Source organism: Cellulomonas sp. NEAU-ZC6, assembly GCF_056844425.1.
The window spans coordinates 94,120-111,460 of the sequence record NZ_JBXFYH010000002.1 but is presented as its reverse complement, the minus strand read 5'-3'; the positions used below and the strand labels follow the sequence as shown (position 1 = coordinate 111,460).

Here is a 17,341-nt window from a genome sequence, read left to right as displayed (position 1 = left end):
CGTCCGCGCCGGCCCGGGGATCAGCGCCACGGCAGGACGAGCCAGCCGCGGCGGAAGCCGATGACGGTGCCCGAGCCCGCGAGCAGCAGGCCGGTCAGGCCCCACGCCGCCCGGTCGCGGCCGGTCCCGGAGCCGGCCGTGGCGGGCACCAGGCCGGGGAGGTCGCGCCCGACGGTCACCGCCGTCACGCCGGGCACCGGCGGCAGCGCACCGGCGGCGAGCACGTCGGACGAGGACCCGGCCGCCGCACGGGGCACGACCCGGTTGCCGGCGGCGGTCAGCGCCGAGGTCTGCCCGGCAGCGGGCGCCGCGGGACGCTCGTCGGCCGGGGTGAGCGGGACGTCGGCGTCGTAGGACACGTACAGCGGGGTCGCGGGCTTGCGGGCGTCGGCCGCGCCGCCGCTGGAGTACCAGTACGCCGCCTGCCCGGTCCTGCCCTGGAAGTCGACGAACGACTGCGGGAACGCGCCCCAGTCGGCGCCCCGGCGGTCCTGCGGAGCCGAGCCGGCGGGAGTGCGCACCGCGACGCCCAGGTACGCCGGCAGCCCGGAGAGGCCGCGGTCGTCCGCGCCGACGTCGACGCCGCGCAGCTCGGCCAGCACGACCGTGGTCGGGTCGAGCCGCTCCCACCGGGACTGGTCCGCCATGTCGGTGCCGAAGCCGCCGGCGGTCGCCGTCAGGCGCGCGGAGCCGTCGGCCGCGACGGTGAGCACCGGGTCGGACGCCCACCAGTAGGACATGCCGCCGTACATCACCACCGAGAACGTGCCGGTCCAGCGCACCGTCGCCGTGCCCGTGCCGGGGTCGACCCGGCCGGTGCCGCCCTCGAGGACCACCTGGGTCTCGGTGCTCAGCCCGTTGCCGGTGGTGACGGTGGTGCCGTGGCGGTCCTGGCACCGGTTCGCCCAGGTCGCCGGGGCGAAGGTGCCGTCGGGACCCGGCTTCTCGACCCGGACGTCGTCCTGCACGGCGCGGTACAGCCCGTCGGTCGCGGACCAGACCTTGGCCTTCCCCGCGTCGCCGTCCGGCCCGGGCACACCGGCCATCAGGTAGTTGCAGCCGCCGAAGTACGCGCCCGATCCCATCTCGGTGTTCACCGACCAGCGCAGCGCCGCGTCGGACACCGTGAACGGCAGGCCCGAGCGGTCGGGGACGGTGACGGTGATGTCGATCTGGTCGTCCGGCACGGGCGCGGCCGGGGCCGCCGCGGCGACCGGGGCTGCGGCGAGCAGCAGGCCGGCGGACAGCGCGGCGAGGGCGAGGGCCCGCCTCACCGCGTCGCCCCGGTCGCGGTGCTGGCGGCACCCGGCGACGTCGCGACCGGCACGCGCACCGGCGGGACGGTCTGCGTGCGGTCGGGATCGGGCGCCACGGCGGGTGCGGACGGAGCGGGTGCCGCCGTGCGCCGGGTCGCGCGCCGGCGGCGGACGGCGGTCGCCGCCGACACCAGCACGACGACGAGCAGCAGCAGCCCGGCGACCGCCACGGCGAGCTCCGCACCGGACAGCCCGAGCAGCACGCCCCCGTCGGTCGCGCCGGTCGCCGCGGCGGCCGCGACCAGGTCGGCGGCGCTCGCCTCCGCGGGATCGCGGGTCACGGTGACCTCGACCTCGGGCGCGAGCCCGGACTGCGCGCCCGTCAGCTTGAGCACGTGCGTGCCCAGCCGCAGGTCGGCGGGCAGCTGCAGCACGCCGGCGATCTCGCCGTGCGCGCCGGCGGTCAGCGGCCCGACGGAGACCACGCCGGAGTCGAGGGTGCCGACCACCTGCTCACCCGGCTCGAAGCCCTGGGCGGCGAAGGTCATCGCCCGGCCCTGCACCGCGGTCGCCCGGTCGACGCCCAGCGACGCGGGGGCGCGCTCGGCGACGGCCTCGGTCCCCGCCGCGGGCGTCCCGGCCGCGGCTGCGCCGGCACCTGCGGCGGCTACGGGCGCGGAGCCGAACGAGATCGGCGTGAACGTCTCGTTGGACGGGTTCACCACGCCGTGCGCCCCGAAGGTGAGGACGCCGCACTGCACCTGCGTGCAGTCGACCTCGGTCTGCGCGCCGTCCCGGTCCTGCGACACGAACCGCGCACCGGGGATGACCAGGTCGGTGGACCAGGTGCCGTCGGCGGCGATCAGCCCGCCGTTGGCCGCGCCCGCGGTGTCCGAGCCGGGGAACGCGACGAAGCGCTGGAAGCCCTGGTTCTCGGTCGACTCGGTGTCCGGCGCGTACCGGTACCCGTCGCCGGTGCGGCCGCCGGCGGACGGCTTCCACGCGGACCCGGTGGGGTCGGAGACCCAGCCGAACACGACGTAGATGCCGCCGAACGCGCCCTGGATCGACTGGAACCCCACGCCGCTGACCCGCACGGTGGTCGGGCCGTCGGCGGACACGGTGCCGCCGGAGACGGTGACCGAGGCGGCGGCGGACGCGGCGGGCGCGATGACGACCAAGCCGACGAGCGCGAGCACCGCGGCCAGCGCGGCCGCGGCCGCCCGGGCGAGCAGCGCGCGGGCCGGGTGGGTCAGGGGGGTCATCGGGCGGGCTCCGTCTCGGCGGTCGTGGGGCTGGGCGGGCTGGCGGGTCCGGGCGTCGGCGAGGCGGCGGAGGTCCGGTCCGGCAGCACCAGCGGCGCGCCGGTCCGCGGGTGCGGCAGCACCTCGACCGGGTACCGGTACACCTCGGTCAGCAGCGCGGAGGTCAGCACGTCGGGCGGCGCGCCGATCCCGCGCACCCGCCCGCGCGCCAGCACCGCGACCCGGTCGGCGTACGCGGCCGCCAGGGACAGGTCGTGCAGCACCGCGACCACCGCGTCACCGGCCCGCGCGCGGTCCCGGGCGCGCTCCAGCAGCAGCTCCTGGTGCCGGATGTCGAGGGCCGCGGTCGGCTCGTCCAGCAGCAGCACCGGGGTGGCCTGCGCCCGCGCACGGGCGAACGCGACCCGCGCCTTCTCCCCGCCGGACAGCGACGGGAACCGCCGGGCGGCGAGGTGCGCGACCTCGGCCTCGACGAGGGCGGCGGCCACGGCGCGGTCGTCGTCGTCCTCCAGCGGGGTGCCGCGCCACGGTGACCGGCCCATCCGCACGACGTCGACGACGGGGAACGGGAAGGACAGCGTGTGCTCCTGCAGCAGCACCCCGCGGAGCCGGGCCAGGTCGCCGACCTTCAGCCGGCGCACGTCGGCACCGGCGTACCGGACCTCGCCGCGCGTGGGGGCGAGGTCGCCGGCGAGCACGCCGAGCAGCGTCGACTTGCCGGCGCCGTTCGGCCCGACGACCGCCAGCACCTCCCCCGCGCGCACGTCCAGGTCGACGCCGTCCAGCAGCACCGCGCCCTCGACGGCGAACGCGACGTCGCGTGCGGACACCCGCACGCCGTCGACGCCGGTCACGCCCAGCCCCCCGCCTGCCGGCGGGTACGCCGGATCAGCCAGAAGAAGAACGGCCCGCCGACCAGCGCGGTCAGCATGCCGATGGGCAGGTCGGCGTAGGCCACGGCGGTCCGCGCCACGAGGTCGGCGGCGAGCAGCAGGACGGCGCCGCCCAGCGCGCTGAGCGGGACCAGCGCACGGTGCCCCGGCCCGACGGCCATCCGCACCAGGTGCGGCACGACCAGCCCGACGAACGACACGATCCCGCAGAACGCCACGGCCGCGCCGGTCAGCAGCGCGACCGCGACGATGCAGACGACCCGCAGCCGCTCGACGTCGACCCCGACGTGCCGGGCGGCCCGCTCCCCCAGCGCCAGCAGGTCCAGGCGGCGCGCCACCAGCAGGGCCACGACCAGGCCGACCGCGACGAACGGCGCGACCACCGCGACGTACTCCCAGCGGGTGCCGTTCAGGCTGCCGAGCTGCCAGAACACGATCTGCTCGCGCGCCTGGGTGTCGCCGAGGAAGGTGAGGAAGGCGATGCCGGCGCCGCACACGGCGTTGACGGCGACCCCGGTCAGCACCAGCGTCACGACCTCGGTGCGACCGCCGGACCGAGCCAGCAGGTAGACCGCCAGCGTGGTGACCAGGCCGCCGGCGAACGCGAGCGCCGCCGACGTGAACGGCCCGAGGAACGACAGCCCGAACACGATGCCCGTGCACGCCGCGAGCGCGGCGCCCGAGGACACCCCGACCACGCCGGGCTCCGCCAGCGGGTTGCCGAACACGCCTTGCATGAGGGCGCCGGCCGTGGCGAGCGCGGCGCCGACCAGCAGCGACATCACCACCCGCGGGAACCGGATGGTCCACAGGGCCGCGTCGCCGTTCGGGTGGCTCGGCAGCGGGCCGACGTCCAGCCCGAGCCGGTGCAGCACGGACCCGAGCACCTCGGCCGGCGGCACCCGCAGCTGGCCCGTGCCCGCCGACACGACCGCGACCACCAGCAGCGCCAGGACCAGGCCGGCGGCGAGCAGCGCGACACGGCGGGTGTGGGCCGGCGGCAGCGCGGGGCGGCCCGGCGCGGCCGGTGCCCGGGTCCCGACCTGCTGCTCGCGGAGCGCGGTCACGCGGCGTCCGGCGCGTAGAAGGCGCGCGCCAGGGCGTCGAGCGTCTGCGCCGACGTCGGCCCGAACGACAGGATCTGGGTGTCCGCCATGTCGACGACGCGGCGGTGTTCCCCGGCCGGCGTCTGCGCGACGGCGGGCAGCTGCTCGAGCAGCCCGTCCACCCCGCCGACGGACGCCAGGCCCGTGGTCATCACCAGCACCAGGTCGGGCTGGGCGGCGACCAGCCCCTCGTCGGTGATCGGCCGCATGCCGTCCCAGCCGATCTCACCCGCCACGTCCACGCCGCCGAGCGCCGTGATCAGGGAGTCCGCGCCCGATCCCGAGCCGAACATGTAGTAGACGCCGGCCTGCCCGCGCAGGTAGAGGAACACCACGCGGAGCCGGTCGGCCGGGTCCTCGGGGGCGAGCCGGGCGATCTCCGCGGTGACCTCGCCGATCTCGGCCTGGGTGCGCGCGGCCAGCGCGGCGCCCTCCTCCGGCAGCCCCACGGCGGCGGCGACGGACGCGATCAGGTCGTCGACCGTGTCCAGGCTGCGGTGCGCGTCGACGACCACGACCGGGATCCCGGCGTCCCGCATCTGCAGCACGGTGTCCCACGGGCCGAGGGTGGTGTCGGTGATGATCAGGGTCGGCGCGAGCTCGAGGATCGCCTCCCCGGTCAGCTCGTGGCCGTTGCTGGTGACCAGCGGCTTGTCGGCGATCTCCGGGAAGTCCGACGAGACGTCGCGCCCCACCACGCTGTCCCCGAGCCCCAGCTCGTAGACCACCCGGGACGTCGACCCGTACAGGTCCAGCGCGAGGATCCGGCTGGTGTCGGTCACCGTGACGGCGGTGCCCTGCGCGTCCGTGACGGTCACCGGCAGGGCGGGCCGCGCGTCGTCGGTCACCGGCTCGACGGGGGTCGGCGCCGAGAGCGCGGTCTGCTCCCCCACGAACGCGCGCGGGTCCTCCAGCGGGGTCAGCTCGCTCAGCGCGGGCCGGTCACCGGCCGCCGCGGCACCGTCGCCGCCGGGTCCCGCAGCCGTGGTGCACCCGGCGAGGACGACGGCCAGCAGGGCCGCGACCAGCGCCGGGACCGTCCGGCGGGTGCTGCGGTGCTGCGACGGGAGGCCGGACGGGCGGCGCGGGACCATGCGGAAGGACTCCTGAGGTGGGAAGGTGAGCCAAACCTAAGTTAGGTAGCCCTCAGAAGACAAGACACCGCAGGACATCCGGGACATCCCGGGTGGCACAGCGGCAGCCACAGCCGCAGCAGTGCGGCTGGTGGCCCGGGCCCGGCGACCGTGGCCCCCACGCGGACCGCGAAGGCGGGTCGCGCAGGCAGGCGGCCGCGAGCGGGGGGCACTGCGCGGCAGGCCCCACGGGGCCCGCAAGCCCGCGCACCAGCCGCTCGATCGACCGGCTCGAAACCGCCGCGCGGCCGTCGAGTGTCCACAAACCGGGGCGCAAACGGGACATCTCGACCGAGTTTCTGGACACTCGATCTCCCGCGACCCCGGGACCGCGCAGCCGCGCGGGCGCGAGCGGGCGGGCCCGGGCGCGACCCCGCGCACCCGACCGCGGTCCTGTGCGTCCGCGGGCGCCAACCCGCGTCGAGTGTGCAGAAACGTGCGCGCGAAACGGACATCTCGGCGCAGGTTCTGCGCACTCGGTGCCCGTCGGCGCGGCCGCGGGGCGCGCGCGGGTCGTGGATCCCGGGCGCGCCCGTGAACGCTCCTGGGCGTCGTCGACCAGGAGCGGCGCGCGGGGATCCCCGCGCTAGGGGCGTCAGTCCTGCGGCTTCGGCTGCTCCGCGCGCTCGGCCGCGCGGGCCGCGTCACGCTCGCGGATGCGCTGCTCCTCGCGCTTCACCTCGGCCTGCGTCGCGCGCTCGCGGTGCAGCCACTCGGGGTTCTCGGCGATGATCGCGTCGATCTGCTCGGTGGTCAGCGGGTCCGTGAGGCCGTTGCGGGCCAGGGCGGACGTCGAGATGCGCAGGCGGGCGGCGACGACGGACCGCGGGTGCGGGCCGGTGCGGCGCAGCTCGGTCAGCCACTCCGGCGGCGTGCGCTGCAGGGCGTCGAGCTCCTCGCGGGAGACCGGGCCGTCCTGGAACTCCGCGGGCGTCGCCGGCAGGTACACGCCCAGCTTGGCGGCCGCGGTCGTCGGCTTCATGGTCTGCGAGGCGCGCGGACGGCGGGCGGGGGACGCCGGGGAGGACGAGGAGTCGGAAGTCACGGGCACCAGGATACGGATGCACCGCCCGGCTACGCTGGCGCCGATGTCCGAGCACCCCGAACCCCTCGCGCCGGAGGACCTCGCCCCCGAGGACCTCGCCCCCGCCCCGCCCGCGCCGCGGCCCGCCGGCGAGCCGACGCGGGACGGCCGGGCCGCCTTCCGGCTGCTGCTCGCACCGGGCGTCGTCCCGGCGTCCTGGGTGCGCACCTGGCGCGAGCGCGTGGCCGACGTGGCGCTGGAGCTGGTGCCGACCACCGACGCCGACGCCGGTCCGGCGCTCGCGGGCGGGCAGGCGGACGCGGCGCTGCTGCGGCTGCCCGTCGACCGCGACGCGCTGTCGGCGATCCCGCTCTACGTCGAGACCACCGTCGTCGTGCTGCCGAAGGACCACGTGCTCACGACGCTCGACGAGGTGGCGCCCGCGGACCTCGCGGAGGAGACGCTGCTGGTCCCCGCCGACGACGTGCTGCGCTGGGCGGACCCGCCCGGCGAGCCGTCCGCGCTGCCGACCCCGGCGACCACCGAGGAGGCCGTCGCCCTGGTGGCCTCCGGCGTCGGGCTGCTGGCCGTGCCCCAGTCGCTCGCCCGGCTGCATCACCGCAAGGACCTCACCTACCGGCCGCTGGTCGACGCCCCGACGGTGCAGGCGGCCCTCGCGTGGCCGCGGGAGCGGGACGGCGACCCGCTGGTCGAGGAGCTGATCGGCATCGTGCGCGGGCGCACCGCGAACAGCTCCCGCGGGCGCGGCACCGCGAGCGCCTCGACGCCGGAGCCCCCGCAGGCGGCCGGGCGGACCCGCGGCACGGGCCCGGCCACCTCCGGCCGCGGCGGCGCCCCCGCACGGGCCCGCGGCGGCCGGCCGTCCTTCGGGTCCGGCGGCGGTCGCGGCCGGTCCCGCGGCGGCCGGGGGCGCTGAGCCGTGCACATGCCCGCGCCCGGCCTGCGCGTCACGGTGCTGACCGGCGCCGGCATCTCCACCGCCGCCGGCATCCCCGACTTCCGCGGGCCGCAGGGCACCTGGACCCGGCACCCCGACCAGGTCGAGCTGCTGGAGATCGGCCGGTACGTCGCCGACCCCGACGTCCGCCGGCGCGGCTGGGCCGCCTGGCGGGGCCACCCGGTGCTCACGGCGCAGCCGGCCGCCGGCCACCACGCCCTGGTCGACCTGGAGCGCGCGGGCCGCCTGCAGGCGCTGCTCACCCAGAACTTCGACGGCCTGCACCAGGCCGCAGGCTCGGACCCCGGGCAGGTCCTCGAGCTGCACGGCACGCTGCGGACCACGTCCTGCCTGGCGTGCGGGGCCCGGCAGCCGACCGCCGACGTGCTCGCCCGCCTCGACGCCGAGCCCGACCCGCCGTGCCGGGTGTGCGGCGGCGTGCTCAAGCCGGACGTCGTCTACTTCGGCGAGCGGCTGCCCGAGCGCCCGCTGGAGCGCGCGATCGCGGCGGCGCAGGACGGTGACGTCTTCGTGGCGGTCGGCACCACGCTCACGGTCGGGCCCGTCGCCGGCCTGGCCGGGCTCGCCGCGGAGTCCGGGGCCGAGGTGGTCATCGTCAACGCCGAGCCGACGCCCTACGACCGCCTGGCGGACCGGGTCGTGCGCGAGCCGATCGAGCAGGCGCTGCCCGCCCTCGTGGCCGAGCTGCTCGCCCGGGACTGAGGTCCGCTCACCCCGGCGCCGCCGCACGCACCCGTTAGGGTGCGGCGCATGGCTCGCAAGGGTGCGGTGACGCTGCAGGAGGTCGCGCGCGCGGCCGGCGTCTCGCCGCGGACCGTGTCCAACGTCGTCACGGGCTTCCCGCACGTCGCGCCGCACACCCGTGCGCACGTGCAGGCCGTCATCGACCGGCTGGGTTACCGGACGAACGCCGCGGCGCGCTCGCTGCGGACCGGCCGCACCGGGCTGCTGGGCCTGGTGGTGCCGGCGCTGGACCAGCCGTACTTCGCCGAGCTGGCGCGCGCCGTGGTCCGCGAGGCCACGGCCGCGGGCTTCACGGTCGTGGTCGACCAGACCGACGGCGACCCGGACCGCGAGCGCGAGCTGCTGCTGCGGGGCCCGCGCGGCGCCATGTTCGACGGGCTCGTGCTCAGCCCGCTCGCGCTGACGGCGGCGGACCTGCTGGAGGCCGACCCGGACCGGCCGGTCGTGCTGCTCGGCGAGCGCACGGTGGACACGGCGTTCGACCACGTGCACATCGACAACGTCGCCGCGGCCCGCGCGGCGACCGCGCACCTGGTGTCCACGGGGCGGGGTCGGATCGGGGCGATCGGCCTGCAGCACGACCCGCTCGCGCAGACCGGCCGGCAGCGCGAGGAGGGCTTCCGGCTGGCGCTGGCGGACGCGGGGCTGGTGGCCGACCCCCGGCTGCTGCGGCACGTCGACGCCTACGAGCGGTCCGCGGGGTACGCCGCGATGAGCGCCCTGCTGGACGAGGACGTCCGCCCGGACGCGGTGTTCTGCTTCACCGACGTGCTGGCGGTCGGCGCGCTGCGGGCATGCCTGACGCGCGGGGTGCGGGTCCCGCAGGACGTCGCGCTGATGGGGTTCGACGACGTCGAGGAGGCGCGGTTCGCGACGCCGTCCCTGAGCTCGGTGCGACCGGACCGGGACGCGATCGCCCGGGTCGCCGTCGGCCGCCTGGTCGCCCGCCTGGAGGACGGCGGGGACGCCGGCGCGGCGCGTGACCTCACGGTGCCGCACGCCGTCGTGGTCCGGGAGTCGACCGGCACCTGAGGCGAAGACCCCCGTGACGGCGGGCTTTGCCACGTGGCAACATGGGCGACGGCAGCCGCCCAGCACCCGAGCGAAGGACCGCCATGACGACGACGTCAGCCACCGACCGAGGCCTGCACCCCCGCCCCCAGCTGATCCGCGACGGCCGCTGGTGGTCGCTCGACGGCACGTGGGAGTTCGGGTTCGACGACTCCGACGCGGGGCTCCGCGAGCGGTGGCACGCCGTCGGGGCCCCCGGCTTCGACCGCGAGATCCAGGTGCCGTTCCCCCCGGAGTCGGCCGCGTCCGGCATCGGCGACCACGGCGATCACGCCGCGCTCTGGTACCGCCGGTCCCTGCCGGTGCCGACCGGGCTCGGCGGCGACCGGCTGCTGCTGCACCTGGGCGCGGTCGACCACGAGGCGGACGTGTGGGTCGACGGCCGGCACGCCGTGCGGCACGAGGGCGGGCAGACGACGTTCAGCGCCGACGTCACCGACCTGCTGGACCCGGACCTGCCCGCGGACGGCCACGTCGTCGTCGTGCGGGCCACCGACGACCGCACGGACGTCGAGCAGCCCCGCGGCAAGCAGGACTGGCAGCCCGAGCAGCACGCCATCTGGTACCACCGCACGTCCGGGATCTGGCGCACCGTCTGGCTGGAGCAGGTGCCCGCCGTCGCCGTGGACACGCTGACCTGGCGGCCGGACGTGCCGGGCGGCCTGATGCACGCCCAGGTCCGGCTGCGCGCCACCGCCCCGGCCGGCACCCGGGTGCGGGTGCGGCTGTCCCGGGCCGGCGAGGACCTCGGCGCCGCGGAGGTCCCCGTCGAGGGGTCCGTCGCCGCCCTGTCCGTCCCGCTGCCCCGGCAGCAGAACGGGCAGGCCTACGAGCGGCTGCTCTGGTCGCCCGAGTCCCCCGTGCTGCTGGACGCCGACGTGGCGCTGCTGGACGGCGACGACGGCGTCCTGGACCGCCTGGACTCGTACTGCGGGCTGCGGTCGGTGGCGACCGCCGGCGACCAGCTGCTGCTCAACGACCGGCCGTACTTCCTGCGCTCGGTCCTGGAGCAGGGGTACTGGCCCGAGTCGCACCTGACGCCGCCGAGCGTGGCCGCGCTGCGCGCGGAGGTGGAGCTGACCAAGTCGCTCGGGTTCAACTCCGTGCGGATCCACCAGAAGATCGAGGACCCGCGCTACCTGTACTGGTGCGACGTGCTGGGCCTCACCGTGTGGTCCGAGACCGCCGGTGCCTACCGGTTCAGCGACGAGGCGGTCGCCCAGCTCACCCGCGAGTGGCTCGACATCGTGCGGCGCGACGTCTCGCACCCCTCGATCATCGCCTGGGTGCCGTTCAACGAGTCCTGGGGCGTCCAGCACGTCGCGCACGACCCCGCCCAGCAGGCGTACAGCCGCGCGCTCACCGACCTGACCCGCGCGCTCGACCCGACCCGGCCGGTGATCTCGAACGACGGCTGGGAGCACACCTCCTCGGACCTGCTCACCGTGCACGACTACGCCGACACGGGGGCGGTGCTGGCCGAGCGGTACGCCGACGACGCCGCCGTCGCGACGACCGTGACCGGGTTCGGCCCCGCGGGCCGGCGGATGTGGGTCGGCGGGCCGGCGCCCGAGCCGGGCACGATCCCGGTGCTGCTCACGGAGTTCGGCGGCGTGTCCTACGCGCCGGACGCGCCCGCGGGCTCGTGGGGCTACTCCGAGGCGCGGTCGGCCGAGGACCTCGAGGCGCGGCTGTCCGACCTGCTGGGAGCGGTGCGGGCGTCGACGGCGCTGCGCGGGTACTGCTACACCCAGCTGACCGACACCGGCCTGGAGACCAACGGCCTGTGCGACGAGCACCGGAACCCGAAGCTCCCGGTCGAGACCCTGCACCGGATCTTCGCGGGCTGAGGGCCGGCACAGCACAGCACGGCACGCGCCGGGCCGGCGGCTACCGTCCGCCCGGCGCGTGCTGGTCCTGCGGCGCCCCGGCCCGCTCGCGCGGCGTGAGCAGCTCCCAGACCGGCCCGAACACCAGCCACGCCACGAGGACGACGGTCGCCCGCGCGCCCCAGCCCAGCAGCACCTCCTGCTGCTGGGCCGCGGCGTCGCCGGCCCCCAGGGTGATGAGCAGCAGCACCCCGAGCACCACCCACGCCACGGCCCACGCCAGCAGCACCCGCAGCCACAGCGCCCACTCGTACCGGAGGCGCACCGGCCCGTGCCGCGGGGGCCGCACGGGCGCCGGCCCGCCGGCGAACCGGTGCGCCACCCAGGCGTCGACGGCGTGCACGGTCCGCTTGCCGAACGCCACGGTGAACCCCAGGTAGAGCGCCGCCAGGCCGTGCGTCCACGTCGCCTCGCTGCCCCGCAGCAGGTCGCCGACCGTCGCGACCAGCAGCACGACCTCCAGCAGCGGCTCGCAGAGCAGGAGCACCGTCGACAGCCGGCGCATCCGCAGCGCGTAGCGGGTGACGACCGCGGCGGCGAGGAACACCCAGAAGGCCACCTCGCAGGCGAGGACGAGCGCGGCGACCGGGTTCGAGCGGATCAGGTCCATGACCGCAGCGTCGCCGGGGTCCGGGGGCGCGGGCGTCGGCCGTCCGCACGATCCTCGCCGCCCGGGTCCTCCGTCCGGAGGACCCGTCCGGGGACGCCTCGTGCTGGGATGGCGGCATGCGCCTGCGTCCGCCCCGCCTCGACGACCGCGGCGTCGCGCTCGCGTACCTGGCGGCCGGGCTGCTCCTCTTCGGCGCGGGGGTCGCCGGGTCGGGCCCGGCGGCCGAGGGCGCCGCGGCCGGCTGGCTGCACGCCGCGCTGCTGCTGGCCGCCTGCGCCGCGCTGGTGGCGAAGCGCCGGCACCCCGTGGCGGTCCTCGTGGTCGCCGTCGCGGCGAACGCGGCGGCGGTCCCGCTCGGCGGCAGCATCGGCCTGCTGCTGGTCCTGGTGGACGCGCTCTACACCGCCGCCGTGCAGCTGCCGCCGCGAGGGCGCCGGGTGCTCACCGGGGTCGTCGCCGCGCTGGTCGTCGCCACCCCGGTGGTGACCGCGGCGACCGGGGGCGGGCTCCGGTCCGCGCTCGCGGCGACGCTGCAGGCGGTCGCCCTGCTGGTCACGCCGCTGTGGTGGGGGTCCGAGGTCCGCGCGAAGTCCGACCTCGCGGCGTCCGAGGCCCGCCGGGCGGAGCTCGAGCGCGCGCAGGCCGACCTCGCCCGCGCGCACGCCGCCGACGTCGAGCGGATCGCCGACCTGGACCGCGAGGCGGCGGTGCGCGGCGAGCGGGCGGCGATGGCGCGCGACCTGCACGACGTCGTGGCCAGCCGGCTGTCGGCCATCGCGATCCACGCCGAGGCCGCGCTGGCCGCGCCGCCGGACGCGACGGTCGGCCGCACCGCGCTCGGCGCCGTCCGGTCCGAGGCGCTGGCGTCGCTGGCCGAGATGCGGTCGATGGTGCTGGTGCTCCGGGGCAGCTCGGGCGTAGAGGCCACCCGCGCCCCGGACGCGAGCACGGCCGCCTCCGGCCTGGACCGGCTCGGCGACCTCGTCGCCACCGCCCGCGACCGCGGCCTGGACGTGCACGTGGACGTGCCCCCGGAGGCCACCACGCCGCTGCCCGCGGTGGTGGACCACGCCGCCTACCGGATCGCGCACGAGGCCCTGACCAACGCCGCGGCGCACGGGCCGGCCGGCGGCCGCGTCGACCTGCGGGTCCGCGTCGACGCCGACCGGGTCGAGATCGAGGTGCGCAACGCCCTGGCGGCTGCGGGCGCGCCCGACGCGCGCCGGTCCCCGGCGCTCGGGTCGGCCACGGGCCTGCTGACGATGACCGAGCGCGCGCGGTCCCTCGGCGGCCGGCTCAGCGCCGGGCCCGACGACGGCTGCTGGCGGGTGCACGCCCTGCTCCCGCTGGACCCGGAGGTCGTCCCGTGACCGCCGCCCCGGTCCGCGTGCTGCTCGCCGACGACCACGGCGCGATCCGCGCGGGCCTGCGCCTCATGCTCGAGCAGGCCGCGGACGTGACGGTCGTCGGGGAGGCCGCGGACGGCGCCGCGGCGGTGGCGAACGCGCGGGCGCTGCGCCCGGACGTGGTGCTGATGGACATCCGGATGCCCGGCACCGACGGCATCGAGGCGACCCGGCGGATCACGGCCGAGGGCCTGGCCGCGGTGGTGGCGCTGACGACGTTCGACCTGGACGAGTACCTGTTCGGCGTGCTGCGGGCCGGGGCGGTGGGCTTCCTGCTCAAGTCGGTCGGCGCGGCGGAGCTGGTGGACGCGGTCCGCCGAGTAGCCGCCGGCGACGGCATCCTCGCCCCGGAGGTGACGCGCCGGGTGCTCGCGAGCGTGCCCGGGCCCGCGCCCGACCCCGGACCCGCGCCCGGCGACGTCCCGGGGCTGGACCTGCTGACCCCGCGCGAGCGGGAGGTGCTGGTCCTGCTCGGGCGCGGCCGGTCCAACCTGCAGGTCGCCGCGGCGCTGACGGTGTCCGAGACGACGGCCAAGACGCACGTGAGCCGGGTGCTCGCCAAGCTCGGCTGCCGGACCCGGCTCGAGGCCGCGGCGGTCGCGCACCGCGCCGGCCTGGTGACCTGAGCCACACCGGGCCCGATCTGGACCGGTTGCACCCCGTGCACGGTTGCACTGCGTGCAGGCACGTGCTTACCGTCGTCCTCGTGACGCTCGACGACCCCACGACCGACCGACGGACCGCGCTCAAGGCGCGCACCCGCCGGGCGATCCTGGACGCTGCCGACGCGCTGATCCACGAGCGCCGCGGGTCGCAGTTCACCGTCGACGAGCTCGCCGAGCGCGCCGACGTCTCCCGGCGGACGGTGTTCAACCACTTCGGCTCCCTGGACGACGTCGTGCTGAGCATCTGCACCGAGCGGCTCAACGAGGTCATCCACCAGGTCCAGGAGGTCGCCAGCGCCACCCCCGTCGGCGACGGCACCCGCGCGTCGATGTTCGACGAGCTGGCGATGACGCTGCGGGGCGCCGACCTGCCCGCCGCGATCACGTACCTGGCGGGTGCGCTGGGGCCGCTCGCCGAGGGCAACGACCCCCGCGCCCAGGCGCTCGCGGAGGAGGCGTTCTCCCGGGTCGCGGACCACCTGGCGGCCGAGCTGCTGCGCCGCTACCCCGGTGCGGACCTGCTCGACGTCCGCCTGCTCGTGTCCTCCCTGGTGCACGGCGTCGCCGTGATCGCCCTGCACTGGGTCACCACCACCGACCCCGCAGCGCCGGACGCGCGCGCCACGTGGGACGCCCTCGTCGACCGGCTCATCCACAGCGTCCGAGCCGGGTACATGCCGGAGCACTGACGCCCCGCCACCCCCACCCATCCAGCGAGAGAACAGGGACCATGGCAGGACTCCTCTACCGAATCGGGCGCTTCTCCGCCCGCCGCGCCTGGGCCGTCGTGACGGCCTGGGTCGTCGTGCTCGCCCTCGCCGTCGGCGCCTACCTCGCCTTCGGCGGCGCGCTGACCTCCGCCGTCACCATCCCCGGCACCGCGACGGAGGAGGTGACCGACCAGCTCGCGGAGGAGTTCCCGGCCGCGAGCGGCGGCAGCGGCACGGTCGTCTTCCACACCGGCGACGACGAGGCCTTCACGGAGGAGCAGCGCGCGGCCATCAGCGCCGCGCTCACCGACGTGACCGAGGTCGAGGGCATCGCGGGGGTCACCGACCCGTTCGCGACCACGGCCCAGCTGGCCGAGCAGCAGGCGCAGATCGACGCGGGCCGCGAGCAGATCGCGGCCGGCGAGAGCCAGCTCGAGGCCGGCGACGCCCAGCTCGAGGCGGGCCAGGCGCAGATCGACCAGGCGCAGGCCGCGCTCGACGCGCAGCGCGCGCAGGCCGAGGCGGCGGGCGCGCTCGCGCAGGTGCAGCCGCAGCTCGACGCCGGCCAGGCCCAGATCGACGCGCAGCAGGCGCAGCTGGACGCCGGGCGGGAGTCCGCCGAGCAGGGTCGGGCGGAGCTCGAGGCGCAGCGCGCGCAGCTCGAGGACGGCGCCGCCCTCCTGGAGCTGGCCAGCGAGATCCGGCAGGTCTCCGCCGACGAGTCGGCCGCCGTCGCGAACATCTCGTTCGAGGCCTCGCAGTTCGAGATCAGCACGGACACCCAGGACGCGGTCGTCGCCGTGCTGGAGGACGCCGACCTGGCGGGTGCCGAGGTCGAGCTGTCGAACAACCTGACCCAGGGCGTGCCGAGCGTGCTCGGCCCGGGCGAGGTCGCGGGCGTGGTCATCGCCGGCATCGTCCTGCTGATCATGCTGGGCTCGGCGATCGCCGCGGCGCTGCCCATCGTGTCCGCCCTGGTCGGCGTCGCGGTCGGCGCGGTCGCGTCGCTGTCGCTGTCCGGCACCGTCGAGATGCTGTCGGTCACCCCGGTGCTGGGCCTCATGCTCGGCCTCGCGGTGGGCATCGACTACTCGCTGTTCATCCTGAACCGGCACCGCCGCCAGCTGCGCGACGGCGTCGAGCTCGAGGAGTCCATCGGCCTGGCCAACGGCACCGCGGGCAACGCGGTCGTGTTCGCCGGCGCCACGGTGTTCGTCGCGCTGCTCGCGCTCAACGTCACCGGCATCCCGTTCCTGGGTCTGATGGGCTCGGTCGGCGCGTTCTGCATCCTGGTCGCCGTCCTCATCGCCATCACGCTGACCCCGGCCCTGCTGTCGCGGATCGGCCTGAAGGTGCTGCCCAAGAAGAAGCGGGCGACGGTCGGCCACGAGGAGCCCGAGGCGGTCCCGACCACCCCGATGCGCACCTCGCGCGCCGTGCTGACCCTGGTGGCGGGCCTCGCGGCCCTGCTGGTCATCGCGATCCCGGCGCTGTCCATGCGGCTGGGCCTGCCCACCGGCTCCGCCGAGCCCGAGGAGTCGACGCAGTACCAGGCGTACGCGATCACCGCCGAGAAGTTCGGCGCGGGCGTCAACGGCCCGCTGCTCGTCGTCGCCGACCTCCCGGAGGCGGTCACCGAGGAGGAGCTGGTCGGCGAGCAGGTCCGGATCGGCCAGGAGCTCGCGGCCTTCGACGACGTCGTGGCGGTCGCCCCGATCGGCGCCAACGAGGCCGGCACGGTCCTCGCGTTCCAGGTCGTCCCGACGGACGGCCCGGAGAGCGAGAGCACCGAGCAGCTCGTCCGCGACCTGCGCGACGCCTCGCCGCTGGACGGGGACGTGCAGCTCGGCGTCGCCGGCTCCACCAGCGCCAACGTCGACGTGTCCGAGAAGCTGGCGAACGCCCTGCCGGGCTACCTGGCGATCGTGGTCGGCCTGTCGCTGATCATCCTGATCATCGTGTTCCGGTCGATCTTCGTGCCGGTCACCGCGACGCTCGGGTTCGTGCTGTCGCTGTTCGCCGGACTCGGCGGCGTCGTCGCCATCTACCAGTGGGGCTGGTTCGGCTCCGTGTTCGGCGTGCACGACCCGGCGCCGGTGCTCAGCTTCCTGCCGATCATCGTCACCGGCATCCTGTTCGGCCTGGCGATGGACTACCAGCTGTTCCTGGTGTCCGGCATGCGCGAGGCGTTCGCCCACGGGGTCGACCCGCGGGTGGCGGTCCGCCGCGGCCTGCACGCCGGCCGGGTCGTGGTCACCGCCGCGGCGATCATCATGGCGTCGGTGTTCGCCGGCTTCATGTTCGCCGAGTCCGCGATCATCCGGCCGCTCGGCTTCGGCCTGGCGTTCGGCGTGCTGCTCGACGCGTTCGTGGTCCGCATGCTGCTGATCCCGGCGGTCATGCACCTGGCCGGGAAGCACGCGTGGTGGATCCCGAGGTGGCTCGACCGGATCCTGCCGGACGTCGACGTGGAGGGCGCGTCCCTGGAGCGCAGCCACCCGCACCCGATGCACCGGACCTCCGGCGACCCGTCGACCGAGGCGCCGACCGAGGGGCACGAGCCGGCCCACCGGGCCTGACCCGCGCCTCG

Annotated in this window: 15 protein-coding genes; 8 read left to right on the top strand and 7 right to left on the bottom strand. The window is 76.6% G+C overall.

Annotated elements, in window-relative coordinates; genetic code table 11:
• Positions 1–20 precede the first annotated feature (20 nt).
• From AC1050_RS10550 to AC1050_RS10525, 6 genes are all read right to left on the bottom strand, one after another.
• Positions 21–1,274, bottom strand: coding sequence for a hypothetical protein (locus AC1050_RS10550; protein ID WP_482387364.1), 1,254 nt, complete (start codon positions 1,272–1,274; stop codon positions 21–23).
• Positions 1,271–2,521 carry a hypothetical protein gene (locus tag AC1050_RS10545; protein ID WP_482387363.1) on the bottom strand — a complete coding sequence of 417 codons (1,251 nt, stop codon included), beginning with the start codon at positions 2,519–2,521 and terminating at the stop codon, positions 1,271–1,273. Before AC1050_RS10545 ends, AC1050_RS10550 begins: the two co-directional genes overlap by 4 nt.
• A complete protein-coding gene (locus tag AC1050_RS10540; protein ID WP_482387362.1) occupies positions 2,518–3,375 on the bottom strand; it encodes a heme ABC transporter ATP-binding protein in 858 nt (285 codons plus the stop codon). Before AC1050_RS10540 ends, AC1050_RS10545 begins: the two co-directional genes overlap by 4 nt.
• A complete protein-coding gene (locus tag AC1050_RS10535) occupies positions 3,372–4,418 on the bottom strand; it encodes a FecCD family ABC transporter permease (RefSeq protein ID WP_482387921.1) in 1,047 nt (348 codons plus the stop codon). The genes AC1050_RS10540 and AC1050_RS10535 overlap by 4 nt, the downstream gene beginning before the upstream one ends.
• 59 nt (positions 4,419–4,477) lie before the next feature.
• Positions 4,478–5,614 (bottom strand): heme/hemin ABC transporter substrate-binding protein, encoded by a 1,137-nt coding sequence (locus tag AC1050_RS10530; RefSeq protein WP_482387361.1) that lies wholly within the window; start codon positions 5,612–5,614, stop codon positions 4,478–4,480.
• Positions 5,615–6,248: 634 nt separating this feature from the next.
• Positions 6,249–6,635: a DUF5997 family protein gene (locus AC1050_RS10525; RefSeq protein ID WP_482387920.1), complete on the bottom strand. Its 387-nt coding sequence runs from the start codon at positions 6,633–6,635 to the stop codon at positions 6,249–6,251.
• Positions 6,636–6,741: 106 nt separating this feature from the next.
• Between AC1050_RS10525 and AC1050_RS10520 the strand changes: the two genes are divergently transcribed.
• The 4 genes from AC1050_RS10520 (at position 6,742) to AC1050_RS10505 (ending at position 11,321) form a co-directional block, all read left to right on the top strand.
• Positions 6,742–7,614, top strand: coding sequence for a LysR family substrate-binding domain-containing protein (locus AC1050_RS10520; RefSeq protein WP_482387360.1), 873 nt, complete (start codon positions 6,742–6,744; stop codon positions 7,612–7,614).
• A gap of 9 nt (positions 7,615–7,623) precedes the next feature.
• Positions 7,624–8,358: an SIR2 family NAD-dependent protein deacylase gene (locus tag AC1050_RS10515; protein WP_482387359.1), complete on the top strand. Its 735-nt coding sequence runs from the start codon at positions 7,624–7,626 to the stop codon at positions 8,356–8,358.
• Between the two features lie 48 nt (positions 8,359–8,406).
• Positions 8,407–9,432 carry a LacI family DNA-binding transcriptional regulator gene (locus AC1050_RS10510; RefSeq protein ID WP_482387358.1) on the top strand — a complete coding sequence of 342 codons (1,026 nt, stop codon included), beginning with the start codon at positions 8,407–8,409 and terminating at the stop codon, positions 9,430–9,432.
• Positions 9,433–9,515: 83 nt separating this feature from the next.
• Positions 9,516–11,321: a glycoside hydrolase family 2 protein gene (locus AC1050_RS10505; RefSeq protein ID WP_482387357.1), complete on the top strand. Its 1,806-nt coding sequence runs from the start codon at positions 9,516–9,518 to the stop codon at positions 11,319–11,321.
• 40 nt (positions 11,322–11,361) lie between these two features.
• Here AC1050_RS10505 and AC1050_RS10500 read toward each other — a convergent pair whose 3' ends face one another.
• Entirely contained in the window at positions 11,362–11,970 is a 609-nt protein-coding gene (locus AC1050_RS10500) for a hypothetical protein (protein ID WP_482387356.1), read from the bottom strand.
• A gap of 116 nt (positions 11,971–12,086) precedes the next feature.
• Between AC1050_RS10500 and AC1050_RS10495 the strand changes: the two genes are divergently transcribed.
• The 4 genes from AC1050_RS10495 (at position 12,087) to AC1050_RS10480 (ending at position 17,330) form a co-directional block, all read left to right on the top strand.
• Positions 12,087–13,340, top strand: a complete 1,254-nt coding sequence (locus AC1050_RS10495; protein ID WP_482387355.1) for a sensor histidine kinase — start codon at positions 12,087–12,089, stop codon at positions 13,338–13,340.
• The gene (locus AC1050_RS10490) at positions 13,337–14,002 is read left to right on the top strand and encodes a response regulator (protein WP_482387354.1); all 666 of its coding nucleotides are present in this window, start codon (positions 13,337–13,339) and stop codon (positions 14,000–14,002) included. Before AC1050_RS10495 ends, AC1050_RS10490 begins: the two co-directional genes overlap by 4 nt.
• 80 nt (positions 14,003–14,082) lie before the next feature.
• Positions 14,083–14,730 (top strand): TetR/AcrR family transcriptional regulator, encoded by a 648-nt coding sequence (locus AC1050_RS10485; protein WP_482387353.1) that lies wholly within the window; start codon positions 14,083–14,085, stop codon positions 14,728–14,730.
• Positions 14,731–14,771: 41 nt separating this feature from the next.
• Complete coding sequence (locus AC1050_RS10480) at positions 14,772–17,330, top strand: MMPL family transporter (protein ID WP_482387352.1); 2,559 nt, start codon at positions 14,772–14,774, stop codon at positions 17,328–17,330.
• The last annotated feature ends 11 nt before the right edge of the window (positions 17,331–17,341 follow it).

Excerpts from the sequence above, each read along its gene's own strand:
- AC1050_RS10545 (WP_482387363.1), bottom strand. The coding sequence starts at position 2,521 with ATGACCCCCCTGACCCACCCGGCCCGCGCGCTGCTCGCCCGGGCGGCC.
- AC1050_RS10530 (WP_482387361.1), bottom strand. The coding sequence starts at position 5,614 with ATGGTCCCGCGCCGCCCGTCCGGCCTCCCGTCGCAGCACCGCAGCACC.
- AC1050_RS10525 (WP_482387920.1), bottom strand. The coding sequence starts at position 6,635 with ATGAAGCCGACGACCGCGGCCGCCAAGCTGGGCGTGTACCTGCCGGCG.
- AC1050_RS10520 (WP_482387360.1), top strand. The coding sequence starts at position 6,742 with ATGTCCGAGCACCCCGAACCCCTCGCGCCGGAGGACCTCGCCCCCGAG.
- AC1050_RS10515 (WP_482387359.1), top strand. The coding sequence starts at position 7,624 with ATGCCCGCGCCCGGCCTGCGCGTCACGGTGCTGACCGGCGCCGGCATC.
- AC1050_RS10510 (WP_482387358.1), top strand. The coding sequence starts at position 8,407 with ATGGCTCGCAAGGGTGCGGTGACGCTGCAGGAGGTCGCGCGCGCGGCC.
- AC1050_RS10505 (WP_482387357.1), top strand. The coding sequence starts at position 9,516 with ATGACGACGACGTCAGCCACCGACCGAGGCCTGCACCCCCGCCCCCAG.
- AC1050_RS10500 (WP_482387356.1), bottom strand. The coding sequence starts at position 11,970 with ATGGACCTGATCCGCTCGAACCCGGTCGCCGCGCTCGTCCTCGCCTGC.
- AC1050_RS10495 (WP_482387355.1), top strand. The coding sequence starts at position 12,087 with ATGCGCCTGCGTCCGCCCCGCCTCGACGACCGCGGCGTCGCGCTCGCG.
- AC1050_RS10480 (WP_482387352.1), top strand. The coding sequence starts at position 14,772 with ATGGCAGGACTCCTCTACCGAATCGGGCGCTTCTCCGCCCGCCGCGCC.